At 71.4% G+C, this 14,453-nt stretch carries 15 protein-coding genes; 3 read left to right on the top strand and 12 right to left on the bottom strand.

Going from position 1 to position 14,453, the window contains the following annotated elements; all coding sequences use genetic code 11:
* Positions 1-10: 10 nt before the first annotated feature.
* From ACRAKF_RS27105 to ACRAKF_RS27070, 8 genes are all read right to left on the bottom strand, one after another.
* A complete protein-coding gene (locus tag ACRAKF_RS27105; RefSeq protein WP_447040155.1) occupies positions 11-250 on the bottom strand; it encodes a hypothetical protein in 240 nt (79 codons plus the stop codon).
* Positions 247-1,740, bottom strand: coding sequence for an Asp-tRNA(Asn)/Glu-tRNA(Gln) amidotransferase subunit GatA (gene gatA, locus ACRAKF_RS27100; protein WP_447040154.1), 1,494 nt, complete (start codon positions 1,738-1,740; stop codon positions 247-249). The genes ACRAKF_RS27105 and gatA overlap by 4 nt, the downstream gene beginning before the upstream one ends.
* A gap of 4 nt (positions 1,741-1,744) precedes the next feature.
* Positions 1,745-2,041: an Asp-tRNA(Asn)/Glu-tRNA(Gln) amidotransferase subunit GatC gene (gatC, locus tag ACRAKF_RS27095; RefSeq protein ID WP_447040153.1), complete on the bottom strand. Its 297-nt coding sequence runs from the start codon at positions 2,039-2,041 to the stop codon at positions 1,745-1,747.
* A 211-nt stretch (positions 2,042-2,252) separates the two neighbouring features.
* Entirely contained in the window at positions 2,253-4,367 is a 2,115-nt protein-coding gene (locus ACRAKF_RS27090) for a putative bifunctional diguanylate cyclase/phosphodiesterase (RefSeq protein WP_447042203.1), read from the bottom strand.
* A 551-nt stretch (positions 4,368-4,918) separates the two neighbouring features.
* Positions 4,919-7,102, bottom strand: a complete 2,184-nt coding sequence (gene ligA, locus ACRAKF_RS27085) for an NAD-dependent DNA ligase LigA (RefSeq protein ID WP_447040152.1) — start codon at positions 7,100-7,102, stop codon at positions 4,919-4,921.
* A gap of 30 nt (positions 7,103-7,132) precedes the next feature.
* The gene (locus tag ACRAKF_RS27080) at positions 7,133-8,143 is read right to left on the bottom strand and encodes a methionine synthase (protein ID WP_447040151.1); all 1,011 of its coding nucleotides are present in this window, start codon (positions 8,141-8,143) and stop codon (positions 7,133-7,135) included.
* Positions 8,140-8,838 (bottom strand): SDR family oxidoreductase, encoded by a 699-nt coding sequence (locus ACRAKF_RS27075; RefSeq protein ID WP_447040150.1) that lies wholly within the window; start codon positions 8,836-8,838, stop codon positions 8,140-8,142. The genes ACRAKF_RS27080 and ACRAKF_RS27075 overlap by 4 nt, the downstream gene beginning before the upstream one ends.
* Before the next feature lie 7 nt (positions 8,839-8,845).
* Entirely contained in the window at positions 8,846-9,391 is a 546-nt protein-coding gene (locus tag ACRAKF_RS27070; protein ID WP_447040149.1) for an LOG family protein, read from the bottom strand.
* A 107-nt stretch (positions 9,392-9,498) separates the two neighbouring features.
* On the opposite strand from ACRAKF_RS27070, the gene ACRAKF_RS27065 reads away from it, so the two are divergent.
* Positions 9,499-9,837 carry a DUF427 domain-containing protein gene (locus ACRAKF_RS27065; RefSeq protein WP_447040148.1) on the top strand — a complete coding sequence of 113 codons (339 nt, stop codon included), beginning with the start codon at positions 9,499-9,501 and terminating at the stop codon, positions 9,835-9,837.
* Positions 9,838-9,936: 99 nt separating this feature from the next.
* Here ACRAKF_RS27065 and mnmA read toward each other — a convergent pair whose 3' ends face one another.
* Positions 9,937-11,079, bottom strand: coding sequence for a tRNA 2-thiouridine(34) synthase MnmA (gene mnmA / locus ACRAKF_RS27060; protein ID WP_447042202.1), 1,143 nt, complete (start codon positions 11,077-11,079; stop codon positions 9,937-9,939).
* A gap of 67 nt (positions 11,080-11,146) precedes the next feature.
* Here mnmA and ACRAKF_RS27055 point away from each other — a divergent pair, with 67 nt between their 5' ends.
* A complete protein-coding gene (locus tag ACRAKF_RS27055; protein ID WP_447040147.1) occupies positions 11,147-11,842 on the top strand; it encodes an N-acetylmuramoyl-L-alanine amidase in 696 nt (231 codons plus the stop codon).
* Here the strand turns inward: ACRAKF_RS27055 and ACRAKF_RS27050 are convergent.
* From ACRAKF_RS27050 to ACRAKF_RS27040, 3 genes are read right to left on the bottom strand one after another with little or no spacing between them, the layout of a single operon-like run.
* Complete coding sequence (locus tag ACRAKF_RS27050) at positions 11,839-13,008, bottom strand: cysteine desulfurase family protein (RefSeq protein WP_447040146.1); 1,170 nt, start codon at positions 13,006-13,008, stop codon at positions 11,839-11,841. The two genes, ACRAKF_RS27055 and ACRAKF_RS27050, sit on opposite strands and share 4 nt — an antisense overlap.
* Positions 13,009-13,055: 47 nt before the next feature.
* Positions 13,056-13,331 (bottom strand): DUF4190 domain-containing protein, encoded by a 276-nt coding sequence (locus ACRAKF_RS27045; RefSeq protein ID WP_447040145.1) that lies wholly within the window; start codon positions 13,329-13,331, stop codon positions 13,056-13,058.
* Between the two features lie 59 nt (positions 13,332-13,390).
* Entirely contained in the window at positions 13,391-13,546 is a 156-nt protein-coding gene (locus tag ACRAKF_RS27040; protein WP_447040144.1) for a hypothetical protein, read from the bottom strand.
* A 216-nt stretch (positions 13,547-13,762) separates the two neighbouring features.
* Between ACRAKF_RS27040 and ACRAKF_RS27035 the strand changes: the two genes are divergently transcribed.
* A complete protein-coding gene (locus ACRAKF_RS27035; RefSeq protein WP_447040143.1) occupies positions 13,763-14,416 on the top strand; it encodes a TetR family transcriptional regulator in 654 nt (217 codons plus the stop codon).
* Positions 14,417-14,453: the final 37 nt, after the last annotated feature.

Here is a 14,453-nt window from a genome sequence, read left to right as displayed (position 1 = left end):
ACTTTCCCTCTCAGCCCAGCAGGACGTCGTCGTCGCCGAGACGCTTCAGCTCGCGCAGGAGCAGCGCGACGCCGGTGACGATGGCGGCAGCGGAGACAGCGGCGTCCACGAGACGGAGCGTGTCGTGGTCGTAGCGGGCCTTCTTGGCCTGCTTCAGCACGGACACCGCGCCGAACGCGGTGGTGCCGATCGACAGGTACGTACCGGTCCGGGACTTCTTGAAGCCCTTGGCCTTGTTCAGTGCGCTCACAGCGACGGTGCCTCCTCCAGCAGCGGGTGCCCCCACCTTTCCACGAAGGCGGCCTCGACGGCTGCTCCGACCTTGTAGAGACGGTCGTCCTTCATGGCGGGGGCGATGATCTGCAGTCCGACGGGCAGGCCGTCCTCCGGCGCGAGGCCGCAGGGCAGCGACATGGCGGCGTTGCCCGCCAGGTTGGTCGGAATGGTGCACAGGTCGGCCAGGTACATGGCCATCGGGTCGTCGGCGCGCTCACCGATCGGGAAGGCGGTGGTCGGGGTCGTCGGGGAGACGATCACGTCGACCTGCTCGAAGGCCTTCTCGAAGTCCCGCGTGATGAGGGTGCGGACCTTCTGGGCACTGCCGTAGTACGCGTCGTAGTAGCCGGAGCTGAGCGCGTACGTGCCGAGCATGACGCGGCGCTTGACCTCGTCCCCGAAGCCGGCCTCGCGGGTGAGCGCGGTGACGTCCTCGGCGGACTTCGTGCCGTCGTCGCCGACGCGCAGGCCGTAGCGCATGGCGTCGAACCGGGCGAGGTTCGAGGAGCACTCGGAGGGCGCGATCAGGTAGTACGCGGACAGGCCGAGGTCGAAGGACGGGCAGTCCAGCTCGACGACGGTCGCGCCGAGCGACGTGAGCAGCTCCACGGCCTCGTTGAACCGCTGGACGACACCGGCCTGGTAACCCTCGCCGGAGAACTGCTTCACGACGCCGACGCGCATGCCCTCGACGCTGCCGTTGCGCGCGGCCTCGACGACCGCGGGGACCGGGGCGTCGATGGACGTCGAGTCGAGCTCGTCGTGGCCGGCGATGGCCTCGTGCAGGAGGGCCGCGTCCAGGACGGTGCGGGCGCAGGGGCCGCCCTGGTCCAGGGAGGACGAGAAGGCCACCATGCCGTAGCGCGAGACGCCGCCGTAGGTGGGCTTGACGCCGACCGTGCCGGTGACGGCGGCGGGCTGGCGGATGGAGCCGCCGGTGTCCGTGCCGAGGGAGAGGGGCGCCTCGTAGGCGGCGAGGGCGGCGGCGGAGCCGCCACCGGAGCCGCCGGGGATACGGGTGAGGTCCCAGGGGTTGCCGGTGGGGCCGTACGCGCTGTTCTCGGTGGAGGACCCCATGGCGAACTCGTCCATGTTGGTCTTGCCGAGGATGACGAGGTCGGCGGCCTTCAGGCGCTTGGTGACGGTCGCGTCGTACGGCGGGATCCAGCCCTCGAGGATCTTGGATCCGACCGTGGTCGGGATGCCCTCGGTGGTGAAGATGTCCTTGAGCGCGACGGGGACGCCGGCCAGCGGGCCGAGCTTCTCGCCCTTGGCGCGCTTGGCGTCGACGGCGCGGGCCTGCGCGAGGGCGCCCTCGCGGTCGACGTGCAGGAAGGCGTGCACCTTCTCGTCGACGGCGTCGATGCGGGCCAGGTGGGCCTCGGTGACCTCGACGGCCGTGAGCTCGCCGGAAGCGATCTTCGCGGCGATCTCGGCGGCGGTGAACTTGATGATGTCCGTCATGTTCTTAGTCCTCCCCCAGGATCTGCGGCACCTTGAAACGCCGCTGCTCCTGGGCCGGGGCGCCAGAGAGCGCCTGCTCGGGGGTGAGCGACGGACGGACCTCGTCCGCGCGCATGACGTTCGTCAGCGGCAGCGGGTGCGAGGTCGGCGGTACGTCTTGGTCGGCGACCTCGGCGACGCGGGCGACCGCGCCGATGATGTCGTCGAGCTGTCCGGCGAAGTGGTCGAGCTCCTCGGCCTTCAGCTCCAGACGTGCAAGGCGGGCGAGGTGGGCGACCTCCTCGCGCGTGATGCCAGGCATGCGGCGATCCTCAGGGGTGAGTGTGCGGGTTGTGACCCCAATCCTATGGGGCGGGGTGGCGTGGCCGTTAAACGGTTTCCCCGACGGGTTCCGCGGGGGCGGCCGACCGGTCCAGCCGGCCGAGGCTCCGAGGCCCGGGCGTGCCTGACCGCGGGGGTGGCGGATGCTGGGCGTGGCTGGTCGGCGGCGGGTGTCGGGGGCGGGCCAGGGGTCAGTTCACCACGTGGTCCGAGGGCTGCTCCGCCTCGGAGCCGTCGGCCGAGGCCAGCGCCGCTGCCTCCGCCGCCACGTCCACGGGCCGGCGCCAGCCCCGTGAGCCCCGCGCCCGCAGCCACGCGGTCGTCTCCTCCGGGGGCATTGCCGCGGCCACCAGCCACCCCTGCACCGCGTCGCAGCCGAGGTCACGCAGCCGCTCCCACGTCTCGTCGTCCTCGACGCCCTCGGCGACCACGAGCAGCCCGAGGGAGTGCGCGAGGTCCACGGTGCAGCGGACGATCTCCGCGTCCTCGTTGTCCACGGCAAGCCGGGCCACGAAGGACCGGTCGATCTTCAGCTCGCTCACGGGCAGCCGCCGCAGATGCACCAGCGAGGAGTACCCCGTACCGAAGTCGTCCAGGGACATCTTCACGCCGTGCCCGGTGAGCCCGGCCAGCGTGTCCGCGGCGCGCTGCGGGTCCTCCAGGAGCACGTGTTCCGTTATCTCCAGCTGGAGCGCCCCCGCGGGGACCCCGTGCCGGGCGAGGCGGGCCGCGACGGCTCCGGCGAAGCCGGGGGTGTGCACGTCACGCGGCGAGACGTTGACCGCGACGGGGACCTTGAGACCCATCGCCTGCCACTTCGCGACCTGGCCGAGGGCCGTCTCCAGGACGTACTCCGTCAGGTGCGGCATCAGCCCGGAGGACTCGGCGATGGCGATGAACTCGTCCGGCGGCACCTTGCCGCGCTCCGGATGCACCCAGCGCACCAGCGCCTCCAGGCCCGCCACCTTGCCGTCGAAGCGGACCTTCGGCTGATAGTGCAGCTCCACGTCGCCCGCGTCGAGGGCCCGCCGCAGGTCGCCGAGGAGGCCAAGGCGGTCGGGGGTGTTGGAGTCCCGCTTCGACTCGTACACCTCGACGCCCGTGCGGTCCCGCTTCGCCTGGTACATCGCCACGTCCGCCCGCCGCAGCAGCCCCTCCGCGTCCACCGCGTGGTCCGGGAAGACGGCGAGGCCCGCGCTGGCCTCCAGGACGAGGGTGAGGCCGTCGAGGTCGAGCGGCGAGCCGAGCGCGGCGACCAGTTGCCGCGCCACGCGCGTGGCGGACGTCGTGGAGTCGGCGATGGGCAGCAGTACGGCGAACTCGTCGCCGCCGAGCCGGGCCGCCTCTGCGCCACGCGGCAGCGCGAGCCGCAGCCGGTCCGCTATCTGTAGCAGCAGCCGGTCCCCCGCCAGGTGGCCGAGCGTGTCGTTCACCGAACGGAAGCGGTCCATGTCGATCAGCATCAGTGCCGCGCGCGCCCCGATCCGCTCGGCGTCGTCCAGGGCCGTCCAGGTCCGCTCCAGGAGCCACTGCCGGTTCGGCAGGCCGGTCAGCGGGTCGCGGAGCTGCTCCTCGGCCCGGGCGCGGGCGATCCACAGGGTGGAGTCGAGGGCGACGAGCGGGATCGCGAAGAGAGGCAGCAGTATCGGCAGGGAGATGGCCACCACGCATATCAGCGGGGCGATGCCGAGCAGCGCGATGCCGAGAAGTCCCTGCCGGACCAGGGCCGTTCGGGTGACGGTCGGCAGCGCGCCGGTGCGGGGCGCGTGCACGTACCAGAGCAGGACGCGGGTGACCACGAGGTACGCCACGGCGACCAGGGCCACTTCGGGCGCGGTGTACAGGTCCCAGGTCTCGGGCCGCCAGGGCGAGCCGGGCGTCGGTGCCGTACCGAAGGCGGCCATGGTGAGCGCGCCCGTGCCGATGCCGATGATGTCGACCGCGCCGTGCAGGATGCCCTGGCGCCAGCGGTGTCTGCGCGCGACGCCGACCAGGACGACGACGGTGAGGCTGACCATGCCGGCGGGCATCCAGCCGTACAGCAGCAGTACGGCGACGGTGAGCGCGCCGCCGGAGCCCGTGCCGCCCCACCAGCGGTCCCTGCCGAGGGCGACGAGGTGGCCGACGATGAGGCCGGTGAGGATGGCGAGCGCCCAGCCCGCCGTGCCGGAGGGAAAGATCGCGTGGCCGCCCGCGAGTGCCTGGAAGAACCCGGCACCGAGCAGGAACGTGGCCGCCGTGACGACCAGGACGGGCAACAGCGGCCAGGGCTCGCGGGGTTCGTGCGCGCCCGGGTCGCCCGCCAGGACGGTGTTCTCGGTGCCCCGCGCGGGAGCGGAGGTCCACGCCCGCTCGCGGGGCTCGATGACCGTGCTCAGCCTGCCCGCCGTGCTTCCCGCCACGGCTGTGCCCGGCGGGCCCGTACCGGTGGCCGGTCCCGTACCGGTCACCGGTGATGTGCGGCGGCCCCGCAGCCAGGTGCTCGGCGCGCGCCACTGGCGCGCGCGCAGCCGTGAGTCCGGGGCGGCGCTTTCGGTCGGTTCCATTCCCGTCCCTCTCACAGCCGGCGGTGCCCACGCCCTGTGGACTCGGCCTGGTGTCGGCCGCGTCCGGTTCTTCCGTCCCCACGCTCCTGACGAGTGGAGGGTTGCTTCTTCACCCGTTCCGAGTAGGGGATGCCCCCTTCCAAGCTCTCTGATGAGCAGGAGATACCCCGTTCGCAGCGGGGCACGGCAGGCGCACACCTCAACAGTAGGCCGCAGAAGGCTTCCACGGGCAGCGGTCGACCACGGTTGCCCGAATGCGACCCGGCCACCCGTATGCATCTGGTATGCGCCGAACGGGTGGCCTTCAACCGCTACTCCTCGGTCGGAAGCGCGACTTCCCGCGCCGCGTCCGGTCCTTGTTCCAGCAGGACGGCGAAGCCGGCCCCGTCGAGAACCGGAACCTTCACCTGCATGGCCTTGTCGTACTTGGAACCCGGGTTCTCCCCCACGACGACGAAGGAGGTCTTCTTCGAAACGGAACCGGTCACCTTGGCGCCCCGGGTCTGAAGTGCCTCTTTCGCGCCATCTCGGGTGTAGTGCTCAAGCGTTCCGGTGACGACGACCGTGAGGCCCTCCAGGGGGCGGGGGCCCTCGTCCTCGCCGCTCGACTCCTCCTCCATGCGCACCCCGGCCGCCCGCCACTTGCGGAGGATGTCGCGGTGCCACTCCTCGGTGAACCACTGTTTGAGGGAGGCCGCGATGGTCGGGCCGACGCCCTCCACCCCGGCCAGCTCCTCCTCCGTGGCCTGTTCGATGCGGTCGATGGAGCGGAACTCGCGGGCCAGCGCCTCGGCGGCCACCGGGCCGACGTGCCGGATCGAGAGCCCCGTGAGGACGCGGGCGAGCGGTCGCTCCTTGGCCGCCGCGATGTTCTCCAGCATGGCGAGGGTGTTCTTCTTCGCCTCGCCCTGCTGGTTGGCGAAGAAGGTGACGACCTTCTCCTCGCCGGTCTTGGGGTCGCGCTTGGGCAGCCCGGAGTCCTGGTCGAGGACGTAGGACTTGATGGGGAGCAGCTCCTCGACCTTGAGGTCGAAGATGTCGCCTTCGTCGAGGATCGGCGGCTCTGCGGGCTCCAGCGGCCTGGTCAGGGCCGCGGCGGCGACATAGCCGAAGTTCTCGATGTCGAGGGACTTGCGCCCCGCGAGGTAGAAGAGGCGCTCGCGCAACTGGGCGGGACACGACCGGGCGTTGGGGCAGCGGAGGTCGATGTCGCCCTCCTTCATGGGCCGCAGCGCCGTCCCGCACTCGGGACACTCGGCGGGCATCTCGAACTCCCGCTCGGTGCCGTCCCGCAGGTCCACGACGGGGCCGAGGATCTCCGGGATGACGTCGCCCGCCTTGCGCAGGACGACCGTGTCGCCGATGAAGACGCCCTTCTTCTTCACCACTTCCTGGTTGTGCAGGGTGGCGAACTCGACCTCGGAGCCCGCGACGGTGACCGGCTCGACCTGGGCGTACGGCGTGACGCGGCCGGTGCGGCCGACGCCCACGCGGATGTTGATCAGCTTGGTGTTGACCTCCTCGGGCGCGTACTTCCACGCGATGGCCCAGCGCGGGGCGCGCGAGGTGGAGCCGAGGCGGCCCTGGAGCGGGATCTCGTCGAGCTTGACGACGACACCGTCGATCTCGTGCTCCACGGAGTGACGGTGCTCCCCGAAGTACGCGATGAAGTCCCGGACGCCCTGGAGGCCGTCGACGACCTTGTTGTGCTGGGCGGTGGGCAGACCCCACTCGCTCAGCAGGTCATAGGCGTGGCTGAGGCAGTCGATGTCGAAGCCCTCGCGGGCGCCGATGCCGTGCACGACCATGTGCAGCGGGCGCGTGGCAGTGACGCGCGGGTCCTTCTGGCGCAGGGAACCGGCCGCCGCGTTGCGGGGGTTGGCGAAGGGCTTGTCGCCCGCCTCGACCAGGCGGGCGTTGAGCTCCTCGAACTTCTCCATCGGGAAGAAGACCTCGCCGCGGATCTCCACCAGGTCCGGGACGCGGTCCCCCTTGAGGCGCTCGGGGATGTCCGTGATCGTGCGGACGTTCGGCGTGATGTCCTCGCCGGTGCGGCCGTCGCCGCGGGTGGCGGCGCGGGTCAGCCTGCCTTTCTCGTACGTCAGGTTGACCGCGAGGCCGTCGACCTTCAGCTCGCACAGGAAGTGGTACCCCGGCGCGCCCACGTCCTTGGCGACGCGGTCCGCCCAGGCGGCGAGCTCCTCGTCGTCGAAGGCGTTGTCGAGGGAGAGCATGCGCTCGCGGTGCTCGACCGCCGTGAACTCCGTCTCGTACGCGCCCGAGACCTTCTGGGTGGGCGAATCCGGCGTACGGAGCTCCGGGTGCTCCTCCTCCAGGGCCTCCAGGGAGCGCAGCAGCTTGTCGAACTCCGCGTCGCTGACGACCGGTTGGTCCTTCACGTAGTACCGGAAGCGGTGCTCCTCGATCTGTTCGGCCAGCTGGGCATGCTGATCCCGTGCCTCGGCGGGCACAGAGCCTTGCTGTTCGACAGCCACCGTTTCGTCCTCCCGTTACGTCATACCCAATTACTCAGGGTTGTCTGCGAGCGATCTCGCCGCCCGGACGCAGTGGGCGAGCGCCTCGCGTGCGTACGCGGGAGACGCCCCCGCGAGTCCGCACGACGGGGTGACGGCGACCGACTCCGCGAGCGATCCCGGATTCAGCCCCAGCCTGCGCCACAGCGTCCTGACACCCATGACGCTACCGGCAGGGTCTGACAATCGGCCGTCCACGCCCGGCACGACACCGGCGAGGAACCGCGTGCCGGCCTCGACCGCCTCACCGATCGCCTCGTCGTCACGCTCGGTGAGCAGCGAGAAGTCGCAGGAGATCGCGGCGGCCCCGGCGCGGCGCAGGAGCGCGAACGGGACGTCGGGCGCGCAGGAGTGGACGACCGTGGCCCCCTCGCCCTGGACGGCGAGGACGTCGCGCAGGGTGCTCTCGACGGCCTGCCGGTCCACGGCCCGGTGGGTGCGGTACTCGCTCGCCGTCTTGACCTGTCCGCGCAGCACCGGCATGAGCGAGGGCTCGTCGAGCTGGAGCACCACCTGGGCGCCCGGCACCCTGCGGCGTACGTCGGCGAGGTGCTCGCGCAGGCCTTCGGCGAGCGATCCGGCGAGGTCGCGGCAGGCGCCGGGGTCGGAGAGCGCGGCCTGGCCGTTCCTGAGCTCAAGGGCGGCGGCGAGCGTCCACGGGCCGACGGCCTGGATCTTCAGCGGGCCCTCGTACCCCTGGGTGAACTCCTCCAGGGCGTCGAGGTCCTCGCCGAGCCAGGCCCTGGCCCGCCGGGTGTCCCGGCCTGGACGGTCGCCGATCCGCCAGCCGCTGGGCTCCACGCGCGCGTACAGGTCGACGAGCATTCCCGCGGTACGGCCGATCATGTCGGCGCCGGGACCGCGCGCGGGCAGTTCGGCGAGGAACGGGATGCCCTGCTCGGGCCCCCCGAAGCTGCCGGTGACGGTTCTTGCGGCCTCGCGGGCGTCGCCGCCCGGCATGGACCCGACGCCGGTCGCCGGGCCCCAGTCGAACGTGTTCATCGTCCCGGCCGCACCGTCAGGTCGTTGACCTCCGCGTCGCGCGGCAGGTCCAGGGCCATGACGATCGTCGTGGCGACCGACTCGGGGTCGATCCAGCGGGAGGCGTCGTACTCCTTGCCCTCCTGCTGGTGGACCTTGACCTGCATGGCGCTCGCGGTGCGGCCCGGGTAGACCGAGGTGACCCGGACGCCGTTGCCGTGCTCCTCCTGGCGCAGGGAGTCGGCGAGGGCCTTCAGGCCGTGCTTGGAGGCCGCGTAGGCCGACCACTCGGGGCTCGCGCTGAGGCCCGCGCCCGAGTTGACGAAGACGACGTGGCCCTGCGCGAGACGCAACTGGGGCAGGAAGTGCCGGGTCAGCTCGGCGGGGGCGATGAGGTTGACGTTGAGCTGGTGGCGCCAGGTCTTGGGGGTGAGCTCGCCGACCGGGCCGAGGTCGACGACGCCCGCGATGTGCAGCAGGGAGTCCACCTGCTCGGGCAGCGACTGGTGCCCGAAGGCCCAGGAGAGCTTGTCAGGGTCGGAGAGGTCGCCGACGAGCGTGCGCGCGCCGGGGAACTCGGCGGCGAGCTCCTTGGCGCGGCCCGCGTCCCGCGCGTGCAGGACGAGGTCGTCGCCGCGTGTGTGCAGACGGCGGGCGACGGCCGCGCCGATGCCGGAGCCCGCCCCGGTGATCACATGTGTTGCCATACCCGCCATGCTCGCATCACCGGATGCCTTGTGTTTCCTCCAGGTAGGCCAGCGCGCCTGCGGGCTCCTCGGCGAAAAAGACCAGGTCGGTCAGTGGGAGGGGCAGGAAACCCTCGTCCTCCATGCGCCGGAACTGCTCCTTCAGGCCGTCGTAGAAGCCCTCGGAGTTGAGCAGGACGACGGGCTTGGTGTGCTTGCCGTGCTTCTTCAGCTCAAGGATCTCCGTGGCCTCGTCGAGCGTGCCGGTGCCGCCCACCATGATCACGATCGCGTCGGCCTTGGCCAGGAGCAGCGCCTTGCGCTCGGCGAGGTCACGCGCGATCACCATTTCGTGGGGCTCGGAGACGGCCCGGGCCCTGTCGGCGAGAAAATCGACGGAGACACCGACGAGCCGCCCTCCCGCCTGGTCCACCCCGTCGGCCACGACCTTCATCAGGCCGCTCTCGGATCCGCCCCAGACCAGCGTGTGCCCGCCCTTGCCGAGCAATTCGGCGAACTGGCGGGCGGGGCGGGTGTAGCGGTCGTCGAGGTCGGCGGCGGAGAGAAAGACGCAAATGTTCATGGACTCACGGTACGGTCCGGCACTGACAGGCCGCCCGCGTCCTTCGGGAAGAAGGCGGCTCCGGCGGGCGCTGACAGGGGAAGAGCACTCACCGAGGAGGCCGAGCAGTGACCGCAGGACACCGGATCACCATCGAGCAGGGCACCCACCACGTACGCGTGGTGCACGACGGGCAGGTCGTGGCGGAGAGCACCCGCCCCCTCCTGCTGCACGAAACGGGCTGCCCGGTGCGCTACTACCTCCCGCCGGAGGACGTACGCACCGCCCTCCTGTCCCCGTCGGAGACGCACACGTACTGCCCGTTCAAGGGAACGGCCTCCTACTGGTCGCTCCCCGGCGCGCCCGACACCGTGTGGGCCTACCCGCAGCCGAACCAGGAGGTGCCCGAGATCAAGGACCACTTCTGCTTCTACGACCCGGACGTCATCACGGAGCCGAAGCGGTAGCACGAGCCCGTCGTCCTCGCTCATCGCTCATCGCAGAAAAGTCCCGGCGACACGCCGTGCGATACGGCGTGTCGCCGGGACTTTCCTGCAATCCGCTTACTACACCGCGGCCGTCGACCGGTCCGTCGTCGCGATCGTCGCCGAGCCGACCACGCGCGTGCCGTCGTACAGCACGACGGCCTGGCCGGGGGCGACGCCGCGGACCGGCTCGGCGAACGAGACGCGCAGCTCCGCGCCGTCGATCAGCTCGGCGGTCACTTCCGTCTCGCCGCCGTGGGCCCGCAGCTGGGCCGTGTACGTGCCGGGGCCCTCGGGGGCCGCGCCGCACCAGCGGGGCTTGATGGCCGTCAGGGCCGTCACGTCCAGGGCGTCCAGCGGGCCGACCGTCACGGTGTTGTTCACCGGGGAGATGTCCAGGACGTAGCGGGGCTTGCCGTCGGGGGCGGGGGTGCCGATCCGGAGGCCCTTGCGCTGGCCGATGGTGTAGCCGTACGCCCCCTCGTGCGTGCCCAGGACCGTCCCCGACTCGTCCACGATGTCGCCCTCGGCCTTGCCGAGGCGGTTCGCGAGGAAGCCCTGGGTGTCGCCGTCGGCGATGAAGCAGATGTCGTGGCTGTCGGGCTTCTTCGCGACGGCCAGGCCGCGCGCCTCGGCCTCCGCGCGGATCTCCTCCTTGGTGGTGAGCGTGTCACCGAGGGGGAACATCGCGTGGGCGAGCTGGCGGTCGTCGAGGACCCCGAGGACGTAGCTCTGGTCCTTGGCCATGTCGGAGGCGCGGTGCAATTCGCGCGTGCCGTCCTCGTTCACGATCACCTTGGCGTAGTGGCCGGTGACGACCGCGTCGAAGCCGAGGGCGAGCGCCTTGTCGAGCAGCGCGGCGAACTTGATCTTCTCGTTGCAGCGCAGGCACGGGTTGGGGGTGCGTCCCGCCTCGTACTCGGCCACGAAGTCCTCGACCACGTCCTCGCGGAACCGCTCGGCGAGGTCCCACACGTAGAACGGGATGCCGATGACGTCCGCGGCACGGCGGGCGTCGCGCGAGTCCTCGATGGTGCAGCAGCCGCGCGCGCCCGTGCGGAACGACTGCGGGTTCGCCGAGAGCGCGAGGTGCACTCCCGTCACGTCGTGCCCCGCTTCGGCGGCCCGGGCGGCGGCGACGGCGGAGTCCACGCCTCCGGACATGGCGGCCAGGACGCGGAGGGGTCGCTGGGACGGCTGGGGGCGCTGCGGGGTCTCGGTCAAAGTCATAGCTCTAACAGAGTACGGGGCTCCGGGAACCGGAAGCCCGTGAGTAAGCGTTGACGATCATATGGGGGCAGAGACCGACAGTGGGAAGAAGCCGGGGCGCGGCGGCATCGACCGGCGCACCCTGCTGATCGGCGGCGCCGCGGCGGCCGTGGGCAGTGCGCTGCTCGCCAAGGACGAGCTGGGCCGGCTGTGGTGGCGGGTGCCCGGCGTGGACAAGAAGCGCAAGGAGGGCGAGGTCGACGCCAAGGGCGTCCAGTGGGTCGCGGCCTCGGACTACAACTGGCGGCGCGCGGACCGCCCCGACGACTTCGGCATCGACCGCGTGGTGATCCACGTGGTCCAGGGTGGGTACGACACGGCCCTGCGCGTCTTCAAGGACCCGGGCCACGGCGCCGCCACGCACTACGTGGTGCGTAAGGACGGGCACATCGCGCAGATGATCCGCGAGCTGGACGTGGCGTTCCACGCGGGCAACAAGAGCTACAACGAACGGAGCATCGGCATCGAGCACGAGGGCTTCGTGGACCAGAAGTCCTCTTTCACGGATGAGATGTACGCGGCTTCGGCGCGGCTCACCGCCGGGATATGCAGGCGGTACGACTTGCCCGTGGACCGGAAGCACATCGTCGGCCACGTGGAGGTGCCGGGCACGGACCACACGGACCCGGGCCCGCACTGGGACTGGGACCGGTACATACGCCTGGTGCGCGAGGCACGGGCCCGACCGGAGAAGCCGGCCCGCCCGAAGCAGGCCTAGCTGAGGCCCGCCGAGCGTGCGCGTTGCACTGCTGGGCCGATCGCCGCGGCCACCTCGTCGACTTCCGCCTTCGTCGACGTGTGGCCGAGCGAGAAGCGCAGGGTGCCGCGTGCCAGGTCGGGGTCGGTGCCCGTGGCGAGCAGGACGTGGCTCGGCTGGGCCACGCCCGCCGTGCACGCCGAGCCCGTGGAGCACTCGATGCCCTGAGCGTCGAGCAGCAGCAGGAGGGAGTCGCCCTCGCAGCCGGGGAAGGTGAAGTGCGCGTTGGCGGGCAGCCGGCCCCCGGGGGCCGGGTCGCCGCCGAGGATCGCCTCGGGGACGGCCGAGCGGACCGCCGCCACGAGATCGTCGCGCAGGGCCCCGATCTCGGCGGCGAACCGCTCCCGGCGCTCGGCGGCGAGTTCCCCCGCCACGGCGAAGGCGGCGATGGCGGGCACGTCCAGCGTCCCGGAGCGCACGTGCCGCTCCTGGCCGCCGCCGTGCAGCACGGGCACGGGGCTGTACTCACGGCCGAGCAGCAGCGCCCCGATCCCGTACGGGCCGCCGATCTTGTGCCCGGAGACGGTCGCCGCGGCGAGTCCGGACGCGGCGAAGTCGACGGGGATCTGGCCGTAGGCCTGCACGGCGTCGGCGTGCAGCGGGACGCCGAACTCCGCGGCGACGTCGGCGAGTTCGCGGACCGGCTGGATGGTGCCGATCTCGTTGTTGGCCCACATGACCGTCGCGAGGGCCACGTCGTCGGGGTTCCGCTCGATCGCCTCGCGCAGCGCGCCGGGGTGAACCCTGCCGTACGCGTCGACGGGGAGGTACTCGACGGTGGCGCCCTCGTGCTCGCCCAGCCAGTGGACGGCGTCGAGGACGGCGTGGTGTTCGACGGGGCTGGCGAGGACGCGGGTGCGGCTGGGCTCGGCGTCACGCCGCGCCCAGTACAGGCCCTTCACCGCGAGGTTGTCGGCCTCGGTGCCGCCGGAGGTGAAGACCACCTCGCTGGGCCGAGCGCCGAGCGACTCGGCGAGCGTCTCGCGGGCCTCCTCGACGGTGCGTCGCGCCCGCCGCCCCGCCGCGTGCAGCGAGGAGGCGTTGCCGGTGACGGCGATCTGCGCGGTCATCGCCGCGATCGCCTCCGGGAGCATCGGAGTGGTCGCTGCGTGGTCGAAGTAGGCCATGGTGCGCACGATTCTACGAGCCGTGCGGCACCCGGCGCCCCGCGGTGTCAGCCCGCGACGCCCCAGGACACGGTGCCGTCCATCGCGACGAGCGAGGCCAGGACGACCAGGTCGGCCACGCCGAGGCCCAGACCGAGCAGCGCGCGCCCCTTGCGGGCGGTGCCACGCCACAGGGCCATGCCCGCGAGGACGATCGCGGCGGGGCCGAGGAAGAGGTTCAGGACGAGCAGTCCGATCAGGCCGAGGACGAAGGAGGCGACGGCCATGCCGTCGGTGTCACGCCGGCCGGTGGACAGCGGGGCACGCTCGGTTGTCAGCTGCATGGTTCGACTCCTGGGAGGTGAGGTGGAGTACGGATCCGCGGTGATGCCCGGCTCAGCGCTCAGTGGTGCCCCGCGCGGCTGCGCTCGCGGATCGCGAAGATCACGAGCCAGACGCCGATGACGGCGGCGGCGACCAGGGTGACCGGCAGCGGGACGTGGGCCACGGAACCCATGGCGACACCCAGCAGAAGAAGGGCGGCGACAAGGAAGAGCATGAGATCCCTCTCGACTCGTTGAACCGATGCGGTGCGTCAGACGCGGTGCGTACAGACGCGGTGCGCATAGACGCGTGCGTCAGACGCAGTGCGCACAGACGCGGTGCGTACGGAAGCGTCCGTTCGGTGAACGATTGTGGTAACTACTGTTCACTGACTTCAGAGTACTCGCTGCCGCGCTTTCAAAACTCGGAGAACAGTTGTTAACTGCATGGCATGAGTCACACCCTCGGCGCCCGGCAGGCCCAGAAGCAGAAGACCCGGCAGGCTCTCATGGACGCCGCGCTCCAGCTCCTCGCCGAGCAGAGCCTCAGCAGCCTGGGCCTGCGTGAGGTCACCCGCGCCGTAGGCGTGGCCCCGACCGCCTTCTACCGGCACTTCCGCGACACGGCCGACCTGGGGGTGGCGCTCGTCGAGGAGGCGCTCAACAGCCTGCACACGGCGCTCACCGCACTGCTCGCCGCGACCGGCGAGCGCGTGGGTGACGACGACGGCGAGGAGCGCATAGCGGCCACCGTCGAGCTGATCGCCGCCTACGTCCGCGCCCACCCGGCCCATGTCCGCTTCATCGCCCGCGAGCAGCACGGCGGCGTACAGCCGGTGCGGGCCGCGATCCGCGGGCAACTCGCGCTCTTCGCCCAGGAGGTGAAGGAGCAGTTCGCCCGCGAGCCCGGGGCGGCCGGCTGGGCCGAGGACGATCTGCTGATGCTCGCCGGGATGTACGTCGACCACATGGTGATGACCGCCTCGGCGCTGATGGAGGCCGGGGACGACCCGGAGGCCGCCGCGCGCGTGGCGGTCACGGCGCGCCGGCAGCTCCGCCTCGTCAGCCTGGGCCGCCGCCACTGGCTGGACGAACGCCATGCGTAATGCCCTCGACTCTCCCGTAAGGGGCAACTAGCCTCTA

The sequence above is a fragment of the Streptomyces sp. DSM 118878 genome (genome assembly GCF_052936595.1).
This window is presented reverse-complemented; position numbering and strand designations above follow the sequence as displayed.

What these genes read in the sequence shown, in the direction of transcription:
- gatA (WP_447040154.1), bottom strand. Translation starts at nt 1,740, where the DNA reads ATGACGGACATCATCAAGTTCACCGCCGCCGAGATCGCCGCGAAGATC.
- gatC (WP_447040153.1), bottom strand. Translation starts at nt 2,041, where the DNA reads ATGCCTGGCATCACGCGCGAGGAGGTCGCCCACCTCGCCCGCCTTGCA.
- ACRAKF_RS27080 (WP_447040151.1), bottom strand. Translation starts at nt 8,143, where the DNA reads ATGAACACGTTCGACTGGGGCCCGGCGACCGGCGTCGGGTCCATGCCG.
- ACRAKF_RS27075 (WP_447040150.1), bottom strand. Translation starts at nt 8,838, where the DNA reads ATGGCGGGTATGGCAACACATGTGATCACCGGGGCGGGCTCCGGCATC.
- ACRAKF_RS27070 (WP_447040149.1), bottom strand. Translation starts at nt 9,391, where the DNA reads ATGAACATTTGCGTCTTTCTCTCCGCCGCCGACCTCGACGACCGCTAC.
- ACRAKF_RS27055 (WP_447040147.1), top strand. Translation starts at nt 11,147, where the DNA reads ATGGGGGCAGAGACCGACAGTGGGAAGAAGCCGGGGCGCGGCGGCATC.
- ACRAKF_RS27050 (WP_447040146.1), bottom strand. Translation starts at nt 13,008, where the DNA reads ATGGCCTACTTCGACCACGCAGCGACCACTCCGATGCTCCCGGAGGCG.
- ACRAKF_RS27045 (WP_447040145.1), bottom strand. Translation starts at nt 13,331, where the DNA reads ATGCAGCTGACAACCGAGCGTGCCCCGCTGTCCACCGGCCGGCGTGAC.
- ACRAKF_RS27040 (WP_447040144.1), bottom strand. Translation starts at nt 13,546, where the DNA reads ATGCTCTTCCTTGTCGCCGCCCTTCTTCTGCTGGGTGTCGCCATGGGT.
- ACRAKF_RS27035 (WP_447040143.1), top strand. Translation starts at nt 13,763, where the DNA reads ATGAGTCACACCCTCGGCGCCCGGCAGGCCCAGAAGCAGAAGACCCGG.